This is a genomic window from Nitratireductor sp. B36 (assembly GCF_020833685.1).
Taxonomy (GTDB): Bacteria; Pseudomonadota; Alphaproteobacteria; order Rhizobiales; family Rhizobiaceae; genus Nitratireductor.
Map to the genome: position 1 here is coordinate 399,800 of NZ_JACKZY010000004.1, position 24,671 is coordinate 424,470.

At 58.6% G+C, this 24,671-nt stretch carries 23 protein-coding genes and 1 pseudogene; 11 read left to right on the forward strand and 13 right to left on the reverse strand.

Annotated elements, in window-relative coordinates:
• Positions 1-55: 55 nt before the first annotated feature.
• Positions 56-928 (reverse strand): fumarylacetoacetate hydrolase family protein, encoded by an 873-nt coding sequence (locus H7H48_RS18190; protein ID WP_229450494.1) that lies wholly within the window; start codon positions 926-928, stop codon positions 56-58.
• Positions 929-1,057: 129 nt separating this feature from the next.
• On the opposite strand from H7H48_RS18190, the gene H7H48_RS18195 reads away from it, so the two are divergent.
• Complete coding sequence (locus H7H48_RS18195; RefSeq protein WP_229450495.1) at positions 1,058-1,732, forward strand: FadR/GntR family transcriptional regulator; 675 nt, start codon at positions 1,058-1,060, stop codon at positions 1,730-1,732.
• Positions 1,733-2,111: 379 nt separating this feature from the next.
• On the opposite strand, the gene H7H48_RS18200 is transcribed toward H7H48_RS18195, so the two are convergent.
• From H7H48_RS18200 to H7H48_RS18230, 7 genes are all read right to left on the reverse strand, one after another.
• The gene (locus H7H48_RS18200; RefSeq protein ID WP_370633419.1) at positions 2,112-3,626 is read right to left on the reverse strand and encodes a tripartite tricarboxylate transporter permease; all 1,515 of its coding nucleotides are present in this window, start codon (positions 3,624-3,626) and stop codon (positions 2,112-2,114) included.
• Complete coding sequence (locus H7H48_RS18205) at positions 3,623-4,075, reverse strand: tripartite tricarboxylate transporter TctB family protein (protein ID WP_229450497.1); 453 nt, start codon at positions 4,073-4,075, stop codon at positions 3,623-3,625. The genes H7H48_RS18200 and H7H48_RS18205 overlap by 4 nt, the downstream gene beginning before the upstream one ends.
• 25 nt (positions 4,076-4,100) lie before the next feature.
• Complete coding sequence (locus H7H48_RS18210; protein ID WP_229450499.1) at positions 4,101-5,078, reverse strand: hydroxyacid dehydrogenase; 978 nt, start codon at positions 5,076-5,078, stop codon at positions 4,101-4,103.
• The gene (locus tag H7H48_RS18215; protein WP_229450501.1) at positions 5,071-6,372 is read right to left on the reverse strand and encodes a Zn-dependent hydrolase; all 1,302 of its coding nucleotides are present in this window, start codon (positions 6,370-6,372) and stop codon (positions 5,071-5,073) included. Before H7H48_RS18215 ends, H7H48_RS18210 begins: the two co-directional genes overlap by 8 nt.
• Positions 6,369-7,166, reverse strand: a complete 798-nt coding sequence (locus tag H7H48_RS18220; RefSeq protein WP_229450502.1) for an aspartate/glutamate racemase family protein — start codon at positions 7,164-7,166, stop codon at positions 6,369-6,371. The genes H7H48_RS18215 and H7H48_RS18220 overlap by 4 nt, the downstream gene beginning before the upstream one ends.
• A 23-nt stretch (positions 7,167-7,189) precedes the next feature.
• Positions 7,190-7,984 carry an aldolase/citrate lyase family protein gene (locus H7H48_RS18225; protein ID WP_229450504.1) on the reverse strand — a complete coding sequence of 265 codons (795 nt, stop codon included), beginning with the start codon at positions 7,982-7,984 and terminating at the stop codon, positions 7,190-7,192.
• A gap of 172 nt (positions 7,985-8,156) precedes the next feature.
• Positions 8,157-9,113, reverse strand: coding sequence for a tripartite tricarboxylate transporter substrate binding protein (locus H7H48_RS18230; RefSeq protein WP_229450506.1), 957 nt, complete (start codon positions 9,111-9,113; stop codon positions 8,157-8,159).
• Positions 9,114-9,359: 246 nt separating this feature from the next.
• Here H7H48_RS18230 and H7H48_RS18235 point away from each other — a divergent pair, with 246 nt between their 5' ends.
• Positions 9,360-10,019, forward strand: coding sequence for a GntR family transcriptional regulator (locus H7H48_RS18235; protein WP_229450507.1), 660 nt, complete (start codon positions 9,360-9,362; stop codon positions 10,017-10,019).
• A 38-nt stretch (positions 10,020-10,057) separates the two neighbouring features.
• Here the strand turns inward: H7H48_RS18235 and H7H48_RS18240 are convergent, their stop codons facing one another.
• Positions 10,058-11,278 carry a pyridoxal phosphate-dependent aminotransferase gene (locus H7H48_RS18240; protein ID WP_229450508.1) on the reverse strand — a complete coding sequence of 407 codons (1,221 nt, stop codon included), beginning with the start codon at positions 11,276-11,278 and terminating at the stop codon, positions 10,058-10,060.
• Between the two features lie 105 nt (positions 11,279-11,383).
• On the opposite strand from H7H48_RS18240, the gene H7H48_RS18245 reads away from it, so the two are divergent.
• Positions 11,384-12,298, forward strand: coding sequence for a LysR family transcriptional regulator (locus tag H7H48_RS18245; protein WP_229450509.1), 915 nt, complete (start codon positions 11,384-11,386; stop codon positions 12,296-12,298).
• On the opposite strand, the gene H7H48_RS18250 is transcribed toward H7H48_RS18245, so the two are convergent.
• Complete coding sequence (locus H7H48_RS18250; protein ID WP_229450511.1) at positions 12,254-13,024, reverse strand: aspartate dehydrogenase domain-containing protein; 771 nt, start codon at positions 13,022-13,024, stop codon at positions 12,254-12,256. The genes H7H48_RS18245 and H7H48_RS18250 overlap by 45 nt on opposite strands.
• A 733-nt stretch (positions 13,025-13,757) precedes the next feature.
• Between H7H48_RS18250 and H7H48_RS18255 the strand changes: the two genes are divergently transcribed.
• Together H7H48_RS18255 and H7H48_RS18260 are read left to right on the forward strand one after the other, a co-directional pair.
• On the forward strand, positions 13,758-14,009 hold the full coding sequence (locus H7H48_RS18255) for a hypothetical protein (RefSeq protein WP_229450513.1): 252 nt from the start codon (positions 13,758-13,760) through the stop codon (positions 14,007-14,009).
• Between the two features lie 490 nt (positions 14,010-14,499).
• Positions 14,500-14,664: pseudogene (locus H7H48_RS18260) on the forward strand (transposase); the annotation flags it as partial.
• Positions 14,665-14,799: 135 nt separating this feature from the next.
• Here H7H48_RS18260 and H7H48_RS18265 read toward each other — a convergent pair.
• On the reverse strand, positions 14,800-15,678 hold the full coding sequence (locus tag H7H48_RS18265; protein ID WP_229450514.1) for an NAD(P)-dependent oxidoreductase: 879 nt from the start codon (positions 15,676-15,678) through the stop codon (positions 14,800-14,802).
• 89 nt (positions 15,679-15,767) lie between these two features.
• Between H7H48_RS18265 and H7H48_RS18270 the strand changes: the two genes are divergently transcribed.
• The 6 genes from H7H48_RS18270 to H7H48_RS18295 all read left to right on the forward strand — a co-directional run bounded on the left by H7H48_RS18270 (position 15,768) and on the right by H7H48_RS18295 (position 21,923).
• Positions 15,768-16,763, forward strand: coding sequence for a PdxA family protein (locus tag H7H48_RS18270; RefSeq protein ID WP_229450515.1), 996 nt, complete (start codon positions 15,768-15,770; stop codon positions 16,761-16,763).
• 43 nt (positions 16,764-16,806) lie between these two features.
• Positions 16,807-18,126 (forward strand): ABC transporter substrate-binding protein, encoded by a 1,320-nt coding sequence (locus H7H48_RS18275; RefSeq protein WP_229450516.1) that lies wholly within the window; start codon positions 16,807-16,809, stop codon positions 18,124-18,126.
• Between the two features lie 58 nt (positions 18,127-18,184).
• On the forward strand, positions 18,185-19,120 hold the full coding sequence (locus tag H7H48_RS18280; RefSeq protein WP_229450518.1) for a carbohydrate ABC transporter permease: 936 nt from the start codon (positions 18,185-18,187) through the stop codon (positions 19,118-19,120).
• Positions 19,117-19,950, forward strand: a complete 834-nt coding sequence (locus H7H48_RS18285; RefSeq protein WP_229450519.1) for a carbohydrate ABC transporter permease — start codon at positions 19,117-19,119, stop codon at positions 19,948-19,950. The genes H7H48_RS18280 and H7H48_RS18285 overlap by 4 nt, the downstream gene beginning before the upstream one ends.
• 19 nt (positions 19,951-19,969) lie before the next feature.
• Positions 19,970-21,145: an ABC transporter ATP-binding protein gene (locus H7H48_RS18290; RefSeq protein WP_229450521.1), complete on the forward strand. Its 1,176-nt coding sequence runs from the start codon at positions 19,970-19,972 to the stop codon at positions 21,143-21,145.
• A 73-nt stretch (positions 21,146-21,218) separates the two neighbouring features.
• Complete coding sequence (locus tag H7H48_RS18295; RefSeq protein ID WP_229450522.1) at positions 21,219-21,923, forward strand: GntR family transcriptional regulator; 705 nt, start codon at positions 21,219-21,221, stop codon at positions 21,921-21,923.
• On the opposite strand, the gene H7H48_RS18300 is transcribed toward H7H48_RS18295, so the two are convergent.
• Both H7H48_RS18300 and H7H48_RS18305 read right to left on the reverse strand, forming a co-directional pair.
• Positions 21,909-22,865 (reverse strand): amidohydrolase, encoded by a 957-nt coding sequence (locus H7H48_RS18300; protein WP_229450524.1) that lies wholly within the window; start codon positions 22,863-22,865, stop codon positions 21,909-21,911. The two genes, H7H48_RS18295 and H7H48_RS18300, sit on opposite strands and share 15 nt — an antisense overlap.
• Positions 22,862-24,655: a DUF5060 domain-containing protein gene (locus tag H7H48_RS18305; protein WP_229450525.1), complete on the reverse strand. Its 1,794-nt coding sequence runs from the start codon at positions 24,653-24,655 to the stop codon at positions 22,862-22,864. The genes H7H48_RS18300 and H7H48_RS18305 overlap by 4 nt, the downstream gene beginning before the upstream one ends.
• Positions 24,656-24,671 lie beyond the last annotated feature (16 nt).

Here is a 24,671-nt window from a genome sequence, read left to right on the forward strand (position 1 = left end):
CTCCTCCATATTGTAAGCATGTCCGCTGCGAACTCGCAGGGCGTTGACCCAGAACCTAGGTGCTGGATAGGCGGCATTCGTTTTTCAACGTGCCGATTCCTTCGACAGTGACCTCAACAATGTCGCCGGCTTGCAGGTATTTGGGTGGCTTGAACCCGATACCCACGCCTGCTGGTGTGCCGGTGGCGATGATGTCGCCGGGCTTGAGGGTCACACCCGCCGAAATCGTCTCGATGATGGTCCCGATGTTGAAGATCAGAAGGCCGGTGTTGGAATCCTGGCGAAGCTCGCCATTGACGCTGCACTGGATCTTCGTGTTCGCGACATCCAGGTCCTGCTTTAAAACCGCCCAGGGCCCCATGGGCCCGAACGTGTCCTGAGACTTGCCAACCAGCCATTGGCTGTAGCGGGATTGAAGGTCGCGAGCGGTCACATCATTGATGATCGTGTAGCCCCAGACATGATCGAGCGCGTCCTCGGCGCGAATGCCCTTGCCACCCTTGCCGATGATCACCGCCAGTTCGGCCTCATAGTCCACGGCATCCGACACTTTCGGGTCGAGCACGATCTGTTCTCCATGGGCAATCACAGACTCCGGAACCTTGGAGAACACGATCGGGAACTCCGGGACCGCCCCTTTGGCTGCGCTGGAATCGAACCCGCTCGCGGAGAATTCATGAGCGTGTTCGAAGTAGTTCTTGCCGACACAGAATATGTTGCGCTCCGGACGCGGGATGGGTGCGCACAATTCAAGCTCGCTTAAGGGAACAGGTGTGCCCGCCTGGGGCAGAACGTCCCGGCCGATCAATGAAAGAACACCGCGGGATGCCTGGTCCTGATCCAGCTCAAAGGGTGTGACAGTTCCGGATTCCTCATCCACCTGACCCACCAGCCATTTTTGCCCCGTTCTGAATGTCCCGATCTTCACCACGCTTCCTTTCTGATGCTATATTGGAGATATGGTTTAATCCAAAAGAAGCCAATCATCAAGATCATTGCTTGAAATGTCTGAAAATGATGAATATTGGTATATTTTGGTTCATTTCCAGAGGTGAACATGGCACGTGGAAATTCGGACGACCTCGCGTCCCTGCTGCATTTGAGGATCAAGGAGGGAGAATGGGGGCCGGATGAGCGCATGCCCACCGAACGAAGTCTGGCCGATGAGCTCGGCGTTGCCCGCAACACGATCCGCAAGGCGCTGGATCAACTTGAAGAGGCAGGTGTCGTCGTCCGGCATGTGGGCCGGGGGACCTATGTCAAGACCGATCAATCGAGGACGGATCTTCATCGGATCGTCGAGAAGATGAAGCAATCGTCTCCGGCGGACATGATGGAACTGCGCATGCTGATCGAGCCGGAGGCAGCCAGCCTGGCGGCGATGAATGCCGGTGCAGGCGAACTTGCCAAAATCAGGAAGGTGCACGAACTCGCGATAGCCGCGGCCGACATGCCTTCCTTCGAGCATTGGGATGCGGAGTTGCACCGGTTGATATTTGAGTGCACGCGCAATGACCTGCTTTACCAGGTCCATGAAATTCTAGGTGTCCTGCGCCTGCAGCCACTGTGGTTCGAGATGAAGCAGAGATCATTTTCGGAAGCCCGGAAGGCGACCTATTGTGCCCAGCACGAAGAGCTGGTTGTCAGCATCGAAAAGAGGCTCGGTGAAGAAGCGCGAGAAGCTATGCGGGCACACCTCGTTTCCGTACGGAAAAACATGCTGGGCCGTTAAAGCCGGGACGTAGGGCAAGCCGAGGCCAGGTGGCTTTTAGCCGATCGTGCGCCTTTCGTTGACGGTCTGCTCGAAGATGCGCACCCAGCTGCGTGTCCCCCGACGGGGCCGCTCCATGTCATAATGCTCGTTCGGCGCGTGGATTGCGTCGCTGGGGAGAATGAATCCTATCACAACACAATCCAGTCCAAGCCCCTGGCTTGGCTGACCGGCGAGTAGAATGGCCCACCAACACCTTTCAGCACGGTCGGCACCGGTCACCCAGCCTCAAGGCCCGCGCGACAGCTTTCAGACATAGATTGGTCTGGGAAAGGCGCAGTGCGGTGGATGATGATGTTTCCGTCACGGACCGATCCCATCCAACCGCGATGTCATCACCCTAGTCCTGTGGAAGTTCTTTCGCCAGGCGCCTTCTCCAGCCTTTTGTTGCCAGGGGAAGAAGCAGAAGGATCAGCGCCAGTAGCATGATGGTCAGAGTGAGTGGCTGTTCCCAGAATATTGAGACATCGCCTCCAGAGATCAGAAGGCTGCGACGGAGATTGGCTTCCATCAAGGGTCCCAGAATGTATCCGAGGAGCAGCGGCGCGATTGGGAATTTGAGCAGCGAAAGCGCATAACCGAGCACGCCGAGCACACCCACCATGATCACGTCCACATGTGATGAGTTCACCGAGTAGATGCCAATCGCGATGAAGACAAGAATGCCGGGATAGAGAATGTGGTAGGGAATCTTCAGCATCGATACCCACAGCCCGACCAGCGGAAGGTTCAAGATCAACAGTATGAGATTGCCGATCCAGAAGCTGGCGAGCAGTCCCCAGAAAATTTCGGGGTGCTGCGGGATCAGTGTCGGTCCAGGCGCGATGCCGTGAATGAGCAGTGCGCCAAGCATCAAGGCTGACGTTGCGTCGCCGGGAACGCCGAGGGTGAGGGCAGGGATAAGCGCAGTCTGTGAAGCGGCATTGTTGGCGCTTTCGGGCGCAGCCACGCCCTCGACGATACCGCTGCCGAGCGCGTCCCGGTTTGGCCCGACCCGTTTTTCCACCGCGTAGGCCATGAAGGCGGCAATGGTGGAGCCGGCTCCTGGCAAGACACCGACTAGGGAACCCAGAATGGATCCTCGCCAGATCGGCGCATGCGAGCGGCGCATATCTTCCCGGGTGGGCATGAGAGATCGGAGCGTGATCTTCTGTTTGGCCAGCCACTCGGCCGAATCCGAACCGATCGAGGCGATCACCTCGCTGGCGCCGAACATGCCCATGGCGACGAGGACCAGCGGAAGGCCGTCGTAGAGGTAGGGCATGTCGAATGCAAAGCGGATCTGACCCGAAATCGTGTCGGTCCCCATCAGCCCCACCAGCAAGCCAAAAACCACCATGGCCAGCCCCTTGAGCGGTGCATCGCCAATGAGCGTGACAGCCGCGATCATGCCAAGAAGCATTAGCGCAAAGTAATCGGCAGAGGTCATCATCAGTGCGAACTTGCTGAGTGCCGGAGACAGCACGGCCATCACGACAATCGCAAAACAACCGCCAGCGAAGGAGGCGATGGTGGTAATGCAGAGCGCAACGCCAGCGCGGCCGGCCCGGGCCATGGGATAGCCGTCGAGACAGGTTACCGATGCTCCGGCCGTGCCGGGCAGATTGAGGAGGATCGAGGCGGTGGAGCCACCATATTGCGAACCGTAGTAGATCCCGGCCAGCATGATAATGGCAGTGGTCGGATCGAGATAGAAGGTCAATGGCAGCAGCATGGCGATCGTGGCCAGAGGACCGATACCCGGCAAGACGCCAATAAATGTGCCCGCGGTTACACCCAGGAAACAGAAAAGCAGCGTCTGTGGACTGAGCGCTGTCGCAAACCCCTGGCCGGCGTGTCCGATGAACTCCATCATAGCGGAAGCTCCAGCACCGCAATGGGCAGACCGAGCAGGGCGATGAAGATCACCCAACACAACAGCGCCAGTGAACATGCCAGAACGAAAACACGCCGGAAGTGAAAGCGGTTGTCCGCGAAGCGGGCGATAAAGGCAGACACAAGGATCGCCGGCACAAGGCCGAAAGAACCGATGAGCAAGGCGAAACAGGTAAGCGACAGCATGACAACGCCTGCCGCTCTCCAGTTGGGCTGCGGAATGCTGCCGGTCCTGCCAACCGAGCCGGCGATGATGCCGAGGCCGAGCAACACCATGATGATCCCTAGTGCCAGCGGAAAGGCGCCTGGGCCGATGTTGGAAATCCTGCCTATCGGGTATTGAGAGCTGATGCCGGCGGTCACCAGCCCGATCAACGTGACCAGCACACCGCCGATGGCGTCTGTTGGTTCCAAGCGTATTGATCTCATGGTGTTCCCCTCGCTTTGCGCGATTTTATGTTTTTCTGCGTTTTTCCCAGACAGCGGCGTCGACGAGGCTCTCCGGGCATTTGTCTGCCAGCGCATCGACAATGTGCTGCGCGCAGGCAAGAGCCGTGGCTTTCAACGCATCTTCGGTAGAGCCTGCGACATGCGGCGCGAGCACAATGTTTCGAAGCCCTGTAAGCGGCGAGCTTTCATCCAGTGGTTCCGGGTCGAAGACATCAAGGCCCGCTGCGCGGATCACCCCGCTCTCGAGCGCTTCAGCCAGAGCAGCTTCATCGATGAGCGCACCGCGCGCCGTGTTCACCAAAATGGCGTGAGGCCGCATTTTACGCAGGGTTCCAGCGTTGATCATGTGGTGCGTATCGGGGCGGGCTGGTCGGTGCAGCGAAATGACGTCGGAGCCTTCCAGCAGGGCATCCAGCGTTGCAACCGGCTCGAAGCCATTGTCGCGAATGGCATCATCGTCAACGGAAGGCGACCAGACACGGACCTTCATCGCGAAACCATTCTTCGCGATCTCGCCGAGCAACCGGCCGATGGTGCCGAAGCCCGCAATACCGAGTGTCTTGCCAGTCAACTCGCTCATGCCGCCTTCGAACTTGAAGCGGAAATTGCCGTTTCGCGCTGCATGATCGGCCTCGACCGTGCGCTTCGCGCAGGCGAGGATCAGCATCATCGCGTGTTCGGCGACGGAACGAGCATTCGCCGTTGGCGTGAAAGAGATCGGGATCCCGAGTTCCGCGGCGTGCGCGACGTCTATCTTGTTGGTGCCTATGCCGTGATTGGCTATGATTTTCAGGTTCTTCGCGCTGTTCATCGCTTCGGCGTTCAGCCCGGCATCGCGCGTGATCAGGGCATCGGCCGTTTCGATTTCGGCTGCGACCGTTTTCATGTCCTGTGCGCTTGCGCGCCGAACCCTTATTCCTGCGGCCTCAAGCGCTTCTTCGCCGGCGGGGTGGATCGGCTGGACAATCAGGCATTCAGGCATGTGAGGTGTTCTCCATCGGTTGGCAGTCCCTGAGCATTGGCGGTTCTGCATCCATTGCAGCTCCCAGAAGACGGGTGGCGACCGCGAAATCGGCCATCTCCATCGCTTCTTCAGGGTTGTGGCTACCGTTGTGATTCCGTACGAAAATCATCGCAGAGGGGATGCCTTGAAGAGCAAACGTCGCCGTATCATGCCCGGCGCCGGAAGGCATAACGCGCGCGTCAATTCCGAGCGCTTCAGCCTTGTCCATCATTTCGGAAATCAGTTCGGCATCCATGGGTGCTGGCGTGCTGGCGGTGCGCGGTCCCAGGTCGAAACGTGTGGATGTCTGCTGCTCGACATTTGCGACCTCGCGCAAAACGACGCTCTCAAATGCGTCAAGTGTCTGCGCACTGGCGGAACGCACATCGATGCTGAAATCGACGCGACCGGGAACCTTGCTGAAATCCGCCTGTTCGCCATCTGTCGAAAGCTGCCCGAATGTCAGCGCCAGATCAGCACCGTTCTCTTCAAACGCCGACCAGTGCGCATTCAAGCGTTCGATGAAGGCTGCGGCGGCCGCAACTGCGTCGTGGCGATGAGCCCGCGGCGTTGCGCCTGAATGGCTGTACACACCATTGATCCGGGCATGCCGGTAGCGGAAACTGCCGCGAATGCCATTGACAATACCGACTGGCTGATTGGATCCCACGAGCACCGGCCCCTGCTCGATATGCACCTCGATGAAACGGCTGACGGTTCGTGGATCAAGAAGACATGTACCCGATGCGAGTGCCCGAGGATCGCCCCCTGCCGCCTCGATTGCTTCGCCCAGTGTCACGTCCCGGTCGAAGCGCTTCAGCTCCAGCGCTTCGGCTGGAAGCTTTCCGAAAATGGCCTTGGAGCCCGGATAGGAAACCGGAAACCAGGCTGATTCCTCGGCGCGAATGGCGATGACGACGGTGTCGCGCAGGGGCTTTTTTCCTGCTTGAAGCCAAGCTGAGAGCACGCTTATCCCGGCAATGACCCCGGCTGCGCCGTCGAAATTGCCGCCACGGGGAACGCTGTCGAGATGCGAACCGGTCATCACGGCCGGCAGGGAACGATCCTCACCGGCAAGCGTGACATAAAGGTTCATGGCCGCGTCCGTGCGTGTTTCCAGCCCCAGGTCCCGGGCCGTCGACGCGATCAGATCATGCGCAAACGCCTCGCCCGCACCATAGCTGTCACGGGTAATGCCGACGCCGTCCGACGTGGCTTCGGCAAGTCTGTCGAACAGCTTCCGGGCAAGCGAAATGTCAGGCTCGACGGTCATTTCGAAGCCGCGGTGCCTGGCAGGTAGAAATCGGACTGGGTGATCGGGTCGAGACACTCGCGCAGCAGCCGACCGTGTCCTTCGATCCCGTCCGGCAGTCCCATCAGGCGCAAACTTGCCCAGAAGCAGGCCTGGTTGGAGGTGATCACGGGTTTGCCAAGATCCTGCTCGATCCGCTCGATGACATCGAGTGTGGCGAGGTTGGTGCAGGAGATGAAGATCGCCTCGGCATCGGGCCGGTCAATCATGCGGGCAAGACGATAGACCTGCTGCGGCGGAACCCGGCCGATGCCGCGCCGCTCTTCCTGTGTTTCGCCCAGCCGAAGGCCGTGCAGGCTGGTGCATTCGAAGCCGTAGTCTTCGAGAAACTGCTTTTCGCTCTCATTGACGAAATCCACATAGGGTGTTCCGACCGCGACCTTCTTGACACCGAGGGCATTGAGCGCGGCGATCACCGCGCCCGCCGTGGCGCAGGCCGGGGTGTTGGTTTGCGCCGACATGCTGTCGAGCAATTCCGGCATCGGGCACACGATCGATCCCGACGTGCAGCCATAGACGACGATGTCGACCTCGGCCGTGGCAAGGCGCTCGGCTGCTTGGGCCAGTGCATCGGCCATCTTGTCGTAGCTTTCCTGCGTGGCATTGCCAAGCAGCAAGACCCGGTCGGTGTGGATCGTCACCCCTTCCGGTGCCAGCCGCCAGAATTCCGGTTCGTTGACCGTGTTGGTGGACGGCAGGATGAGGCCAATTTTTCCGCGCCATCCATAGGCGCTGTACATGGAGACAGCTTTCATGCGTCTGGTTCCTTTGTCTGGCGTCAGCGTGAGGCCGCGGCCTTAAGCCCGGCGGCGAGCGGCGAAAACGTGTTGAAAATGGCGTTGGCATCGTTGGAGAGCGGCATCCACTGGATCCCGCGATCGATCCATTTCTTGCCGGCTTCGATGGATTGGCACGAAAAGCCCCAGGGGATGTTTTTCTGCGTACACACCTCGATCACGCGCTCGGTCGCTTCGTTCATCAACGGATGAGACACCTGGCCGGGAACGCCAAGATTCTGCGAGAGGTCGTCGGGACCGATCATGATGGCGTCGAGCCCATCGACGTCACAGATTTCTGGCAGTGCATCGAGGCTGTCGCGTGTCTCGACCATTGCCACCATCAGTGTCTCGGCGTTGATGTGCGCGATCTGCTTGTCGATGTCTTCGTAGCGCAGATAATCGGTGTGCGACCCGCGCAGGTTCAGGATGCGCTCGCCGCGCGGGTAGTATTTGGTCACTTTCATGATGGCCTCGAGCTGCTCGGGGCTGTCGATACAGGGCAGGAGCAGGCCTTGTGCGCCGGCATCCAGAAGCCGCGTCATGTCATGCGGCTTGTGGCCGTCGGGCCGAGCGATCGGCACGATGCCGGATGCCCGTGCAACCAGGGCCATCGCAGATACGTCCGAGATCGAAAAATCGCTGTGTTCCATCTCCAGGAGAACGAAGTCGAGGCCGGTCGCAGCCAGAAGCCTCATCATTTTTGGATTGCTGACCAGGGTGGCCCAGGTGCCAAAAACCGGTTTGCCGTCGCGCAGCAATTTCTTGACGGGGTTGGAGGCAATTTCTTCGATCACTGTGTTCTCTCCGGATAGGCATGGGAGCCGGGAGCCTGGCGCTCCGGGCTTTGTGAGGTTCGGCTGGTCTGGTGGTGAACGACCGGTATCCCGCTATCGCGATGCGCTTGGGGTGGTTCGACGCGACCGGGAGCCGGAAGCGAGACGCCGTATGGCGTCCCGCCTGATGCTTTTACTGGTTCCAGGGCGTGGTTTCCCAGAGTTCGTGGAAGCTTTTGTCCAGGCCCTCAAGGATCGAGACGTAGCGGTCTGATGGAATGAAGCGGGCCGGAAGATTGGCCTGTTTTGCGATCTTCAGATACTCCGGATCGTCGCTGACCTTCTTGAGTGCGTCTTCCAGCTTCTCTCTGACCTCATCGGGAAGGCCGGCCGGTGCGCCAATGCCGCGCAGCGAACCACCGATCACCGGATAGCCCGCGGAAGCGAAGGTCGGAACGTCCGAAGCCATCGGCGAAGCTTCGTCGGCCATCACGCCGAGGATGCGCCAATCCGTCCCTTCGGAGAATGTCAGAGCCTCACCAAGATTGGCCGTCGTTGCCATGATCTCGCCGGAAAGCAAAGCGTTGCGACCGGCCGAGGAGCCATCAAAGGGGATTGGCAGCAGGTCGATGCCGGCAGCCTGCTCCAGCAGCAGAGTGTTGATGTGGCCGGCCGAGCCCGCCCCCTGTGTTGCAACCGTGACGCGGCCGGGCTTCTCCTTCGCGGCCGCCACCAGGTCTTCGATTGACTTGATATCGCTGGATCCAAGGACGTTGATTGTGCCGGGGTCTTCGGCCATCGCAGCGAGGAAATCGAAACTGTCGAGCGAGAACTGAGCCTCACGCTCGATCGGTATCGTGATGATGCCAGGCGTGTTGATGATGCCAATCGTGTAGCCGTCGGGGTCGGAACTTGCGAGTTCGGAAAGTCCGATCTCACCGCCAGCACCGGGGCGGTTCACGACAACGACAGGTTCTCCCAGTTCCTTTTCCAGAAATTGAGCGACCGTGCGTGCATTGAGATCCGTCCCTCCTCCGGCGGAGAAGGGAACGATCAGCTTGATCTGCCGGTCCGGATACTCGGCAACGGCAGGCGTCGCGGCGATACCGATCGCCATGGCGGCGATCAGGGCGAGAGGTTTGAAGGTCATGTGGTTCCCCTGTGTGTTCGGTCTGTTGGCACTCGGCTTCTTCGGCAGATGTGCGGTTTGATTTTCGGGCGCGGCTCAGCCCGATGAAACAAGAATATATATTGCCGATACGCTGTCAATATATTAAGTGAATATTGGAGGATTGAGGATTGAGTGCAATTTGGAGGTTGTGCTCTTGCACTGCTGCACGAGCCGATAGATACCAGGGCAGGCGGGGCGGAGTGTTGTCAGCCGATGGGGGATGAGATGGCCAATCAGGCAGAAACGAGACTGGCCGAGGATGCCTATAACCGCATTCTCGCGCACATCATGTCCGGCAAGCTGGCAGCCGGCACTGTCATCCAGGAAAAGGTTCTGGTTGAGGAGCTCGGCCTTTCGCGCACGCCCATGCGGGACGCACTCTTGATCCTCGAAGGCGAGGGGCTTCTGGTACGCGAGAGCCGGCGTGTGGTGCGGGTCTTGTCGATGGATCTCTCGCACTATGTCGAGAATCTCGCGATCCGCCGCCTGCTTGAATGCGAGGCGGCGGCACTTGCGGTGGGCCGAATACCCGAAGACTCTCTCGACCGTATGAAAGCGGAGATCGAGACGCTTATGAGCAATCATGAAGCCCGCATGCCGGCTGGACGTGAGGCGGTGCGTCGGATCGACGAGGAGCTTCACCGGACCATCGCGGAAGCGGCGGGAAATCGGCAACTTGCCGAGATTGTTGCGGGGCTGCGGCGCAAGACACACATCTTCGATCTCAAGAACATGCCGGAGCGGTTTCTCGAGACTTGCCGGGAACATCTGGCGATCATTGAAGCGTTGCGCCCGGATTCCGAGCCTGACGCCGCGCGCCAGGCAATGTACCGCCACATCAACGCGATCCGTGAAAGCATTGTGCGCCGCCTGCTTCAGAATTGAACGATGCAAACGGTGCACAGCGATCTTCTCCGATGCCGTCAGGCGCGATAGCGCTGCACCAGTGTCGCCAGTCGCTCGATGGCTGCCACTGAAGCGGCATGATCCTGCGAAAAGTTCAGACGGATGCTGTCGGCACAATGGGGGCTGAACTCGGTGCCGGGGGTAACGATCACACCGGCCTGAAGGCGCAATGCCTTGATGAAATCGCCAGGCGCGACCGTCAGTTCGGGCAGGCGGGCAAACAGATAGCTGCCGGCCTGTGGCACGCGGAGCGTGCATCCGGGGATACCGCGAAAAAGCGCCACAAGATCATCGCGAATCGCCTGATGGCGGGCGATGCGCTCTTCCATCCATCCCTCGGGCTCGTTGAACCATGTCTTGAGCACCGCCTGCGAATAACCGGCCGCCCGGAGCGAAACGATGGCCTGCAGTTTCTCCATGCGGTTGATGATGGTTTTTGAGCCGAAAGCGACCCCCAGACGATAGCCGCTCAACGATTCTGTCTTCGAGGGCCCCATGATCGTGATGACATTTTCAGACGCCGTGCTCACAGCGCGCAAGTGCGTGTAGGTCACGCCCTCATATCTGAGACGGGAATAAAGCTGATCGACGATGACTGTGGCGCCGTATTGCTCCGCGAGAGCTGCAATCCGGGACACTTCCTCCGGCGAGTAGACGACACCTGCCGGGTTGTTAGGATTGGAAAACAGGAAGAGTTTCACGCCGGATTGGAACGCCGCTTCAAGCTCCTCCAGGTCGAGACCTGCCTCGTCGGGCCCAGCCTCGCCATAGCGAAGCTGGACCGGAACGATTTCACCGTCAAAGAAGGTGACAAGTTTCCTGTTCGCGAAATAATCCGGCTGGACGATCGCAACCTTGTCTCCCCGCGAGATGGTCGAGGCAATGGCCAGAAAAAGCGCCCCTTGCGTGCCTGGCGTTATGATCAATCCGTCGCGGGCATCCACGTCGGCGCCGGTAAAATCCGCAAGCCGGGGAGCCAGCTCGTCGCGGATATCGAGCGCCCCGCGATATTCCGTATAGGCCTGTGAGCCGCCGCGCATGACACCGGCGGAGAATTCATCGAACGCGCCCGGAGTTGGCTCATGGGCATCGACGTCCCCATGGGAGAAGTCGACGCGCTGTCCCTCAAGCATATCGCCCTTCAGGTAGCCCTCGTCGAGCTTCGCGGACTGCCGCGCCTCCTGACCCGGCGCATTGTCCGTTTCCAGCTTCCTGAACTTCTTCTCAATTTCCGACATGGGGGTTCCCTGCGATGAACTGGCGATATTCGGCAGGGAGTTTAAAGTGGCAAAACGATAGAAAAACCTATTTTTTCTTGCTTCAAAAGATGCAAAAAGCATCGAATGGATATTCGCTTTCTCGAAACCTTTCTGGCGATCGTGGACTGTGGCTCGATTGCCGAGACCGCCCGCAGAACAAACAAGACGCCGGCGGCGCTTTCCCAGCGCATTCAGGTTCTTGAGCAGGAGCTTGGCCACAAGCTGATAATCCGTTCGGGACGGACCGTGCAGCCGACGGCGGCGGGTCTTGCCGTGCTTGAAAGGGCGAGGGAGCTCGTGGAAAAGGCGCGTGACCTCAGCGCACTTGCTGCAAATGGAGCACCAGCCGGCCAATTGCGTATCGGTGCCACCTCAACCGCCCTGATCGGTCTCATGCCGGACATCATCACAATGCTGAGCGATCGGTACCCGGCCATCGATTATTTCGTTCAGCCTGGTTCATCGTCCGAACTCTACCATCGCGTGATTGCCGGGGAGCTTGATGCCGCTCTGATCGTCCGGCCTGACTTTGCACTGCCCAAGGCCATGGGCTGGAGCACGATCCGCGAAGAGCCGCTCGTGTTCATCGCCCCGCATTCCCTTCCCGAATTGCCCCCGCACGCCCTTATCGCCTCTCAGCGGTTCATTCTCTATGACCGCAACCAGTGGGGTGGGCAGATCGTGGCGCGGTATCTGGCCGAAAACGGGTTGGCGGTTCGTGAGTGGCTGGAGCTCGACGCGCTCGATGCAATTGCCGCGCTGGTCAGCCGCGGCCTGGGTGTCGCCATCGTTCCCGATTGGGCACCGCCTTGGCCAGAGGGTCTGACGCTGCGAAAGGTCGTTCTGCCTTCCGGAGGGGTCCGGAAAATAGGCATATTGTGGCGGCGGTCCGGCGCGCGCGCGGCTGCTGTTGATGCCTTTGTCTCTGCGTGCCGCGATGTCTCCCTGCGCCACTCAGACGGCAACGATCCCGCCGCCGCCGAGAATCCGGCGAACTGAGCCGATCGCTGAATGTGGCGTATAGGAGCCCGTCACGCCGCCGAGGGAACGGGAGGAGACACGAATGTCCCACGACAATCCCGGTCCACTTACCTCAATCTGATGTTCCATTGTGGGAAGGTCAGGAACAGCAACAATCCGGCTGACCGTCCGGTCAAATCCCAGACCCGCAAGGGCAATGGCCGCGTGAACATTCACGTTGCGGGGAAAGCGGGCGCAGGCCTCGCGTGTCGCGCCTTCAAACATCAATCCATCGGCCTTGGGGTCGATGCCAAGGCTCTTCCCGCTCTTCGTGGTTGTTACGGTCACTTGCTCGATGGCCGCCCGGCCATCGGCAATGCCATCCAGGGAAAGGATGGCGCCGTGCGGCACGTAAAACGTGCTGCCGTGCCGGGCCGTGATGGAGCGAACTTCCTCTTCGGTCTCGCGTCTGGCCATGGCCGTGTTGGAAAAGGCGCAGAAGTCGGCAGATCGAAGAAATCGCGGAGCAAGCTCCTGAACGACCGAAGGCATGGCCGCCTCGACAACGAGATCGACCGGCCGCGAAAGAGCTTCGCTCGCGTCATCGATGACGATACCGTCGGCCAGGTTGAAACCTGTCATCCGATGGACGTTGGAAACAAGAACGAAAGCGATTTCTGTGTCCGCGGAATTGTCGATCTCGCGGATGACAGCGCCCCCGATCGCGCCAGCGCCAATGATGCCAATTCGTTTCTTGTCACGCATATCTCAATTCCTTGGGGGCTGTCTTGCCGCGAATGAAGGGGCAACGCACCTCTGTGAGGCCCGCGCCGGAAGGCTGGATAGGCATTGGTAGGCGAGGCGGCCTTGAAAGCCAAGCTTGTGGCTTACTGGAATTTCAGCCCCGACAAGAACACGCATCTTCGGTTCGCAGCGCAGCCAAGGAGCGTATCGTGAAAGATGTCATCGTGAACGCCTCCGCGCGGGGTTGAAGGTTTATGACGCATTCGGGTTCAAAAATGCCAATCAATCAGTCCTTGCGATTGGCGTATGATTCCGGTTCAGACGTGTTCGAAGAATGTCCTACCATCCGCCAGGGAACCAGCGCGCACACGACCCACTCACAAACCCGCTTGACGCCGGGCTTAAGGTCGCGGATTAATGCGCGCTGCGCGGGTATGATGTAATGGTAGCCTGTCAGCTTCCCAACTGTCGCCGCGAATTATTATCCCATATTTATCAGTATGTTATAAATTCCTTCATGCCTTGGAATTCGCTTGGAACTCTGGCCAGCAGGGAAGGAAACTGCCCCAGTTTTCCTTTCGGAAAAATCCGGAAAAGCTTGTGGTCCCGGCGCGTTCATTGAGCCGGAGTTCTCTACCCGCCGGGCAAGCCTGCCGATAGTAATCGAACCACCTCGGAATCCTGCCAAGCCTTTTCCGTTGTCTGTTGTGATTAATCAGAAGGATGGTCGCTGCAGTCAAAAGGAGATTGTCAAATGGCAGCGAAGAAGCAGGAAGCAGAGAAGCAGTCGGTTGTTATCAGTGAAGACGATGCGAAGGCCATCGAGCAGGCAATCGCACAGGGTCAGGCATTGATTGCGCAGGGCAAGACCAAGGTCGATGCGTCGATGGCGATTTATCGCGCTCTGAACACTCAGCCGCAGGAAGCGGTTGTTTCAGCGATGATAGAGGGGGCGGGCCTGACACCCAAGAATATACGGCCTGTTACCCTTTTAAAAAATAAATAATAAAAATATAATATGAACAAATCTCCTTCACTGAGTGAAGGTATTCATAATTGAAAACTATTTTATTCTTATCGGGCGCTGCGAATTTAATCGCGTAATTTAATTGGTTTGTTTGCCTCTCCGTTGAGAAATCAATTTCATCTTCTCGTAGCTCCCGTCATCTATTCGATAGGCATAAACGGTTTTCCCATCCGCAGTCGTCTTTCTTGACCGCTGCTTCAAACCAATCTCTTTGAGGAAAAAACCAAGCTGACTGAATAGCTTCGACCGATAATCGCTGCGCAAATCATGTGCGAAATTGATCCTATAGCGATGCTTATTCTCGTCAAGGAACGCGACAAGCCCTCCATGTTGGATGAGCGCAGTTCTTTCGTGGTGTCAAATTCCCCCTCTCGGTATGGGCCGAACAATTCCATCACTTCTTGATTGGCCTGCTGCCGGTTTCGTGGACACCGAGATAACGTGTTTTTGACGAAGCCGGAGTTTGTGAATGCAGAGAAGGAAATTCAGCCGCGAGTTCAAGCTTGAGGCGGTGAGACTGGTCAAGGAACGAGGCGTGTCGGTCTCCCAGGCTGCCCGCAACCTTGATCTCCATGAGAATGTGCTGCGCAAATGGGTCAGGGAATTGGGCGCTGACCCGCGGCATGCGTTCCCACTCTTCAAGGGTCTGAAAAAGCTGGTTCGAGCTTTCTCCTGTGAGGCCCACCAATCACTCGCGGTCCATTCCAAGGACATGGTTTGCATTTGATCCCGGAGAGATGGTTTACACACTTTCCGGAGCGTATGAGATTTACTTGTAGAGTTTGCTGATCGAGGCAGTTTCATCGTCGCCGTGTCCGGCCTCCACATAATCTGCATATCGCTTCCTGGCGAGCTGGACGATTGGCAGCGCGAGGCCGAGACGTTTGATTTCCGCTTCCACATTCTTGAGGTCTTTGGCCATTTGCGAGGCTTTGCTCGCGACAGGCACAAAGTCCTGCGCGTCAATCTTCGGATAGGCATATTGCAGCAGAGCGCTGTCTGCATGTCCGCCTGCTAGGCACTGCGGAAGCCTTTCCGCGGCGAGTCCGCTCTGAGTGGCCAGTCTGTGCACTTCCGCCATGAGAACATATCCGACGCCACAGATCGCCTGATTGATAACCTTGGCGGTCTGGCCCGCGCCCACCGGTCCCATCAATGTGGTGCGACCTGCATAGGCATCCATGAAGGGCGCCGCGCGCGCCAGCGCGTCCGGGTCGCCCCCCGCCATGATGGTCAGCTTGCCTTCGCGGGCATAACCGGGTCCTCCGGACACCGGAGCGTCGACCCAATCTGCGCCACAGCTGCTTTTCAGTTTCTCGGCTCGCGCCTGTGTCGGCACAGGCAGACCGGTGGAATGATCCACGATGAGATGTGATGGGTTCGCCGCTTCGGCAATGCCACGCTGTCCAAAGACCACATCATCCACCGCACGGTCATCGAGCACGCACAGAAATATGATGCCGGCCTGTTCCGCAACGGCGCGAGGATTTTCGGCGATCAAGACATCGCTCAACTGATCATACGCTTCGGGTTCACGGTTCCACACCACCAGGCGATGTCCGGCCTGCTGGAGCTTGTGCACCATGGGCAGGCCCATCATCCCCAGACCCACAAATCCGATCAGCGCTTTTTCCTGCCGCCCAGCCATCTCGCATCCTCCCTCAGAATTTTCTGGATAATTTATAATTACAGATTATAGTGATCACATCAATCACCTCGAAGTGTAAGTTTTGCCCCATGAATCAATCCATTCGCCCCATGATTGTGACCCTCGGTGACCGATACGGCATCGGACCTGAGATCGTGGCACGTACATTTATAGACAAGGGCGCTCCGGTGGAGGGAGGAATTGTCATCCTGGGGGATTGGGACGTGTTTCGTGATGCCGCGGCCCGGTTTGGCGGAAGCCGCGAAATCCCGCGCATCTCTCGCTTGTCGGAGTTTTGCGCAGATGGCGTGCGGTTTCTGGATCTACCGTTCGATGCACCGGTCGGACCGTTGGGGAAAGTGTCACGGGAAGCCGGAGCGGAATCACTGGCTGTTCTGGACTGGCTGACCGAAGCTGCGCGCAAGCGAGAGATTGCTGGCGCGGTTTACGGCCCGCTGAACAAGCAGGCGATGCGCGATGCGGGCCATCCAAGTGGTGATGAGCTCGAATACATCATGAAGAACATGCCCCAATGCGCGGATGCCGGGGAGATCAACGCACTGGAAGGTATGTGGACGGCACGCGTGACCAGTCACATTCCGCTGCGCGACGTGGCCGACGCAATCTCAGCCGATGGTATCCGCCGTGCTGCGAAGTTACTGGCCAACACGATGAGCGCGGCTGGCATTCAGGCACCGAAAATCTGTGCCGCCGGACTCAATCCACATGCCGGGGAGCAGGGCGTGTTCGGACGCGAGGAGATTGACGTGATCGCACCAGCGATCGCTGCCATGCGGGAGGATGGCTTCGATATCATCGGGCCAATTCCGGCGGACACCGTATTCGCCCAGGCCAGGGCGCAGGGCGCCAATGGCATTTTGACCATGTATCACGACCAGGGGCAGATCGCCCTGAAATTGATTGGGCTTGGCCGATCCGTGACCCTCATAGGCGGGCTGACCGTACCGTTCGCCACACCGGGCCACGGAACGGCTTTCGATATTGTGGGACAGGGGGTGGCGCGGCTGGACGGCCTGCGCGAGGCGCTTGCCCTGTGTCGCAAGATCTCCCGCAATGTGACCTGATAGTCAGGCGCGTTCCGGGGAACACATAAGGGAGGAAGCAAGAATGAACGCAAAACTGAATGGTTTGAAGACGCTGACATCTGTTTTGGCTTTGAGCTTGACGGGAATGGTCGCCACGCCTGTGGCGACCGCCGAGGCACAGAGCGGCCTTTCCGGGGAAGCGCGGTACAGTTGGTGGGGCGGTCCGTCTCGAAATGAGAAAACCTACGATGTGATTGAGCTGTTCGAGAGCGAGAATCCGGGCGTCAGCATCGTGCGGGAGCCTTCGGACTGGAGCGGATATTGGCAGAAAGTGAATGTTCAGGCCGCAGGCAGCAACCTACCCTGTATCGTTCAGATGCAGAACCGCTGGCTCGCAAATTACGACGATCCCTCGATCCTGCTTCCGCTGGACGACCTCGTCGCTTCCGGCAACCTGGATCTCACCGGTATTCCCAAACCACTGATCGATTCCGGCCGTGGTGAGGACGGGAAGCTTTATATGGTGCCGACGGGCGTGTTCTTCTACGTGATGTTGATGAACCAATCTCTTGCAGAATCAACCGGCATTGCGCCCTTTGACCCTGACAGCGTGACGTGGGAGGAGTTCAAGACATGGCTCTTGGCGGTGAACGAGAAGCTGCCTGACGGGGTGGATGCTGCCGGTGGAATGCCCGTCTCGCCGGAAGCATTTATTGCCTATGTCCAGTCCCATGGGCAGAAGGTCTTTAGCGAGGGCGGTGTCGGATTTGACGAAGCCATCGTGACCGATTGGTTCAACTATTGGGAAGAACTGCGCAAGGCAGGCGCTGCTCAGGACGCGGATAGCCTTGTTGAAGAGCGCAGCGATCTGATCGAAGAGTCCGGCATCGCCAATGGCCGCCTCGTGGTGCAGCCGCGTCCGGCGAATCGCCTCGACGCACACCAGGCTGTGCTCGACACCGCCGCGCCTGGCAGCAATCTTGATATCGCCCTTTATCCTCTTGGCCCGGATGGCGCCGGCGAGGATGTCGGTATCAACGGCATCTCGATTGCGGCTGGCTGCGAAGCGGGCGCACGCGACATCGCGGTCGCCTATACGAACTTCTTCCTGCAGGACGAACGCGCCGCCAATATCTATTCTTCGGACAATGGCGTCGTGGCCGTCGATCGTTTCCAGGAAGCCCAATACAAGATGCCCGATGCGACCGATGGTCAGAAAGAGCAGATCGAGGCACTTCGTGTTGTGTCGAAGCGGGCCAAGGGTGTTTTCTACCCCACCGGCGCCTATCAGGCTTTGAAGGATTCTCTGCAGTCCGCCTATGAGCGTGTCGCTTTCGGGCGTTCGACCCCCGAGGAAGCAGCTGCGAACATGATCAACGAAATCAATCGCAACATGAAGTGAGACCGGTTCGGGCGCGCCACGGCGCGCCCGATACCCCTTCCCGACGCTCGAGGTAAGCATGAAGGATCAGCACGCCAGATCCCGGCGCAAGCGCCACAGGCTGACGCCACAACAAAGCGAAAGCCGCGCGGCTTACATGTTTCTGATGCCCTGGTTCATCGGTCTGGTCCTTATAACGATCGGACCGGTCATCGCATCGCTTTATCTGTCGTTTACCCGGTACAATCTGTTTTCGGCCCCGCAATGGGTGGGGTTTGAGAATTACATCGATCTCCTGTTCTGGGATCAGGTGTTCCACGATTCCGTGATCGCCACCGCGATATATGTTCTTTGCTCAGTGCCCCTGATCCTGATCGCGTCGCTCCTGGTGGCGGCCGTACTCAATCAGGGGTTGTCGGGCTTGGCGATCTATCGCTCGCTCTTCTACATCCCTTCCCTGATCGGCAGCAGCGTGGCCATTGGTTTTCTGTGGCTTCAGGTTTTCGGTGACGAAGGTATCTTCAACGATTTTTTGGGGTGGTTCGGCATTGCCGGCAAGAGTTGGGTCTCCGATCCATCCACGGCGCCAGCGACACTGGTTGCGCTGAATGTCTGGACCTTCGGAGCCTCGATGGTGATCTTCCTCGCGGGGCTGCGGCAAATTCCTGCATCTTACTACGAAGCAGCGAAGATGGACGGGGCCAGCAGCATCGCGATCTTCCGCCGCATCACCTTGCCCTTGTTATCGCCGATCATCTTTTTCAATCTGATCCTGCTCACCATCCAGTCCTTCCAGGGTTTCACGCAGGCATGGATCCTTTCGCGTGGCACAGGAGGCCCTGCGAACTCCCTGATGCTTTACACCGTCTACCTCTACAAGCAGGCGTTCGAACAGCTCAACATGGGTGCTGCAACCGCCATGGCCTGGTTGCTCTTGCTGGTCATCGCACTGATCACCGGGGTTTTGTTCTGGTCGGCCAGGTATTGGGTCTTCTATGGAGATGACAAACAATGAGCCAAGTCAGACGCCTTGCCATGCATATGGGCCTTGTCGTGGCTCTGTGCGCGATGCTTTACCCCGTGGCCTGGATGATTTCCTCCTCGTTCAAACCGGAGGCAATGATATTCTCCTCGCCGGGTTTGATCCCCGAAGTCGTCACCCTCGAGAACTACAGGAATGGCTGGTTCTCGCAGCGTGATGCGACCTTCGGTCTGTTTCTGGCAAACTCGTTCATCGTGTGCGGATTTGCCATCATCGGGAACCTGTTTGGCGCATCTTTGGCCGGCTATGCATTTGCCCGGCTGAAGTTTCCGCTGAAACGGCTCTGGTTCGCGATCATGCTCGGATCGATCATGCTGCCGATCCACGCGCAACTCGTGCCGCAATATCTGCTGTTTCTGAAACTGGGCTGGGTGAACACCTACCTGCCGCTGATCGTTCCCAAATTTTTGGCGACCGACGCGTTTTTCGTGTTCCTCATGGTGCAGTTCATGCGCACACTTCCGGCCGAACTGGAGCAGGCAGCAGAGATTGACGGGGCGACATTCTGGCAACGCTACTGGCGCATTGTTCTGCCCCTGTCGCTGCCCGCGCTCGTGACGACGGCCGTGTTCACGTTCATCTTCACCTACAACGATTTTCTCTCGCAGCTGATCTATCTGCAAGAGTTGAAGCACAAGACCGTGCCTCTTGGTCTCGCATTGTTTCTGGATGCGGGCGGCGGGTCGTCTTCATTCGGCGGGCTGATGTCGATGTCGGTGCTCTCGATAGGGCCGGTTCTGGGATTCTTCCTTGCATCACAACGGTTTCTCACGCGGGGCATCGCCACGCAGGGTTTGAAATAACATTCGGAAAGCAGGGCCAATGGGCGATCTGAAACTTGAAAGACTGGGTAAGGCCTACGGCACGTTTCATGCGGTGAAGGACCTGAGCATTGACGTAGCCGACGGTGAGTTTCTCGTACTTGTCGGACCTTCAGGCTGTGGCAAGTCAACAGCGCTACGCATGATCGCGGGGCTGGAAGACATCACCAGTGGCACGCTTCGCATCGGCGGTGAGGTGATGAACGAGGTGCGTTCGAAGGACCGCGACATAGCGATGGTATTCCAGAACTACGCGCTCTATCCCCATATGACCGTGTACGACAACATCGCATTTTCGTTGCAGATTCAGAAATACGACAAGGCCGAGACCGATCGGCGCGTGAAGGATGCCGCGCGCGTTCTGCAGCTGGAGGATCACCTGAAAAGGCGGCCCGGTCAGCTCTCGGGCGGCCAGCGCCAGCGCGTGGCGATGGGGCGGGCGATTGTACGCCGTCCCGCCGTCTTCCTCATGGATGAGCCGCTTTCCAATCTCGATGCTAAACTGCGGGTGCAGATGCGCGCCGAGATTGCCGCTCTCCAGGACCGGCTGGGCGTTACCACGATATATGTCACGCATGATCAGATCGAAGCCATGACCATGGGGGATCGAGTCGCGGTCATGAAGGATGGTGAGCTGCAGCAGATCGGATCACCGGATGAAATCTACAACCGTCCGGCCAACACTTTTGTCGCGACTTTCATGGGGTCGCCCGCGATGGCGCTGCTCTTCGCAGACTTTGCTCTGGAAGGTGCGGGCGCAATGCTCAGGATCGGCAATCAGGAGCTGCGCATCGATGGGCAGATGTTGGAAAAGCGTCCGGATCTGCAAGGTTATAACGGCCGTCGATTGATCATTGGCATTCGTCCCGAACACATGGGAGATCCGGCAATGTCGACTGTTGCGCAAACCATCGAGGGAGATGTGTTTTTGCGTGAATCCCTTGGGTCGGACATCATGGTGCATTTTCAGATCGATGGAGAGGCGGCTCCGGTCGTATCGCCCGATACTTTGGAATCGCTGCCTGATGACAATTCGCAAATGCGCGCCACCTGCATTGCACGCTTCGACCCGCGCAGTGATGTGACTGTACCCGGCAGACGGACGATTGCGGTGGACGTTTCCGCACTGCATTTCTTCGACGCGGCGACCGGCGAAGCAATCTGGGGCGATGCGTGATTTGCGGCGTAAAAGCTTGTAAATCAGTGCTACTCTGGATATCTGGGCCAAAATCAGCATCGGGGTTTCCAATTTGAAAGCGCGCAAAATCGTTCGCCGTTCCCTGCATGAAGAAATTCTCGAGCAGATACGAGAGATGATTGTCGAGGGGCGATGGAGGCCTCGCGAGATCCTGCCTGAGATGCAGCTGACCGAAGAGCTGGGTGTGTCCAGAACGCCGTTGCGTGAGGCGCTCAAGGTCTTGTCTGCCGAAGGTCTATTGGAGGTGCGGCCAAGGTCCGGGGCGCAAATCCGTGTGCTTTCGCCCGAGGAGACGCGCGCCCTGTTTGAGGCCGCTGGCATGATTGAATCCTCATCGGCCCGGCTCGCCGTCGATCGGGCCACTCAGGCGCAGATTGCCAGGATTGAGGAATTGCATCGAAAGATGCTCGTGGCGTACGAGAAAGGTAGGCGCGCTGATTACTTCGATCTCAACCAGCGCATTCATATGGCCATTGTCGGGGCCGCCGGAAACGACGTTCTGTCGGAGCTTCATGCGGGTCTGTTGATGCGCATGCGGCGAGTGCGATTTGCCTGTACGAATCGTGCAGAAGACTGGGACCTCGCCATCGAGGAGCATGCCGACATGCTGAAGGCGTTGAAGGAGAAAGACGCTGACCAGCTGGCGTCCCAGTTGGATCACCATATGGAAAAAGGCTGGCAGCGGGTTCGCGAGTTCGTCCAGGACGAATACGAGCAATCCCAGAATGCGGCGGTCGCATCGTCAGCGCTCGACTGAAATCTCGGCGATATCCAGACCATAGGTGGCTGCAGCGCAGCCAGAGAATAGGCTGACAATGTCCGGGCGCGGCAGGTCATGCACGGCGCGCTTGTAGGCCGAAAACATCGCCGCAAATGATATGCACAGCCGATCAACCGGGAAGTTGCTCGCAAACATGGCGCGACCGGGGCCGAAGATCGTGATCAGTTCGCGCAGGATGTGGATGTTCTGCTCTTCTGGCCAGATGCCGGGAGCCAGCCCTATGCCTGAGAGCTTCACGACCGTGTTCTCAAGGTCCGCAAAACGGACGATTGCCGCGCGCCAGGCCGCCAGATCTTCGTCGCTGCGCTGAGCGGGCAATCCGCAATGGTTCAGGATGATTCTGGTTTCAGGAAAGTCGCGCGCCAGATCGGCAGCGGCGTCGAGATGCCACCATGGGGTCTGCAACTCGAAATGCAGCGATGTGGCTGCCAGTCTGGCATACCCGTCGCGCCACTTCGGGTCGTCCATGGAGCCGGCCGCTCCTCGCCGAGCTTCTTCTCTTGGAAGGGCCATTGGCTTGTGGCGAACAGAGCGCACCAGGGCTCGCCGGGCGAGCGCTTCGAGTTGCCCGTCCAGATCGTCGCTATCCAGCCAGATTTGCGCTGCCGCTGCCCAGGGCGCTGCTTCCCCAAGAGAGGCAAGCCAGTCAATTTCCGCGCAGGCCATGCCATATTGTGGTTCGGCTTCCATGTGGACATCCGCCACAATGCGATGGGCGCCATGATCGTGCCGGTAATCCTCCGGCAGGTAGTTCTTTCGGATCGCACCATAATTGCCATACCGGAATGCCAGAAAGGGCGGCGTTTGCAGCCACGGATAGGCCACGGGGCCGCTCAGGTCCCAGTAATGGTGATGGGCATCGACAATCGCCAGATCACGCAGAAAGCGTTCCGTTTCGGGATCGATCGTCCGGGTCAAGACGGGATCAGTTCCAGCATCATGCCCCAGTCGAGCGCAGGATCGGGGCTTTCGGGCAGTCGGATGAGTGCGCTTTTCTCCACCATCAGCTCTACGGGATCGGGCAACCACGCGCCGGACCTCGGGTCAAACCACGTGGCACGGTAGCGGTCGAACTGTTTGGTCAGCCCGCGCATATAGGTCTCGGTTGCGCAGTTTGCTTCAAAATACAGAAGGAACCATGATCTATCTTTTGCCCCGGCGCAATAACTCCACCCCTCATAGCCCATGGGGTTGGCTGTCCTGTTGGGAATGATGTGTTCTGCCTCCGGCACGAGCTCGCGATAGGCCGTTCCCTTGACCATGGCGAAGGTCTTGAGGTGCTTGACCGTCTCGGCGGATGAGAATTTAAACCCTTCCCACATCATGACCTTGGTTCCCGGTTCGACGGAGGCCTGCCAGATCCCCTCGCACCCATAGAAATATCCGGCATAGCCACCCGATAGAAGGCTGCCATACATGCCCGAGCGGACATACATGTCGTCCTCGGGGGTGTTGCCCGGCTTGCCATAGGGATAGGGCAGGCTCAAACCCTCAAGGCCCGAATAATATGGCTCGCCGTTCAGGGCGGGAAGCGTGGGCTCGTGGTGAAAGATCTCGGTCAGATACCAATAGGTATAGTGCTCTCGCGAGTTTCCACTTTGATGCATGTCGATCCAGCGGCACTCGTCCGCTCCGCCAAAATTCACCAATGAGGACGGGCGCGAATTTGCTGAAAGGATCGTGCCGAAGGGAGGCTTGCCCCACCGGTCAATCACCAGATTGCAAGGCGCGTTGTATTCGCGGCTGGGAATGGTGTTCTCGTAGAGGTCATAGTGGATCGGGCTGAAGATCGCATTGTGCGCCTGATAGCGGCAGAACACATAGTGGATGAAGCGGGCATAGCTTTCTGGAAAGTCGTAATGCTTCTTCCACATCGGGCCCGTGTCGCGGCGCGCCACCTCGATAAAGGGCACGATGCCCATCTCGAACAGGATATCCATCTTCTTGTCGAGCGTCTTGAAATAGTCCGGGTTCACCCGATCATAGTCGGGCACCACATCCTCGAACCCAGGCACTTTGCCGGGAAACAGAAAGGGGCGCTCGCCATTGTCGTCGTGCATGGACTTGGCGAACCCTTCCGGGGTGGGCCAGGTGTGCCGCACGCAATCGCCATCCGCATCAAAGAGGTTGTGGGACTTTCCGTCCTCGTTCCAGCATGGCTGGGCGGCGATCAGTCCGACGGAGTTGAACCCCTGCTTCTTGCGAAAACGGATGTAATCCGCGATCGAAGCGTCGGGTCCGAGGTCTCGCTGCGTATCGTCCTTTGGCAGCGGGAAGCGAAAGCTTGGGACAGCCCACCAGGTGTCGGCGATCATGAAAAAGGGCGTGCCATCGGCATATTCCAGGCCCCTACTGTCTGCCGTCACCCGGATCATGCCACGCCGGTTCGGGTTTTCAGTCAGGGCCGCAGCGCTTTGGCCATTGGCGGTGAAAGTGCCCTTTAGCCCCTCGATAGCCCTGTCTCCGGTCGAGGAACCCGCTCGCCATGACCAGGTGCCTGGCCGCGGCGCGCACAGGCGCACGACGAATTCGGCGCCACCGTTCCAGAACCCATAGACCCTTCGCGAGAACCCCGGCCCCGACAGGTCAACCCATACCTCGGCATCGCAATAAGGATCAGCGGGTGGAGACGCCATGTGGAACACCAACTGATGAGGTTCCCAGACGGGGATTGTCGGGCTCGAAGAAAGGTCGATGGATGCAGTCACAAAAAGGCCTCCCGCA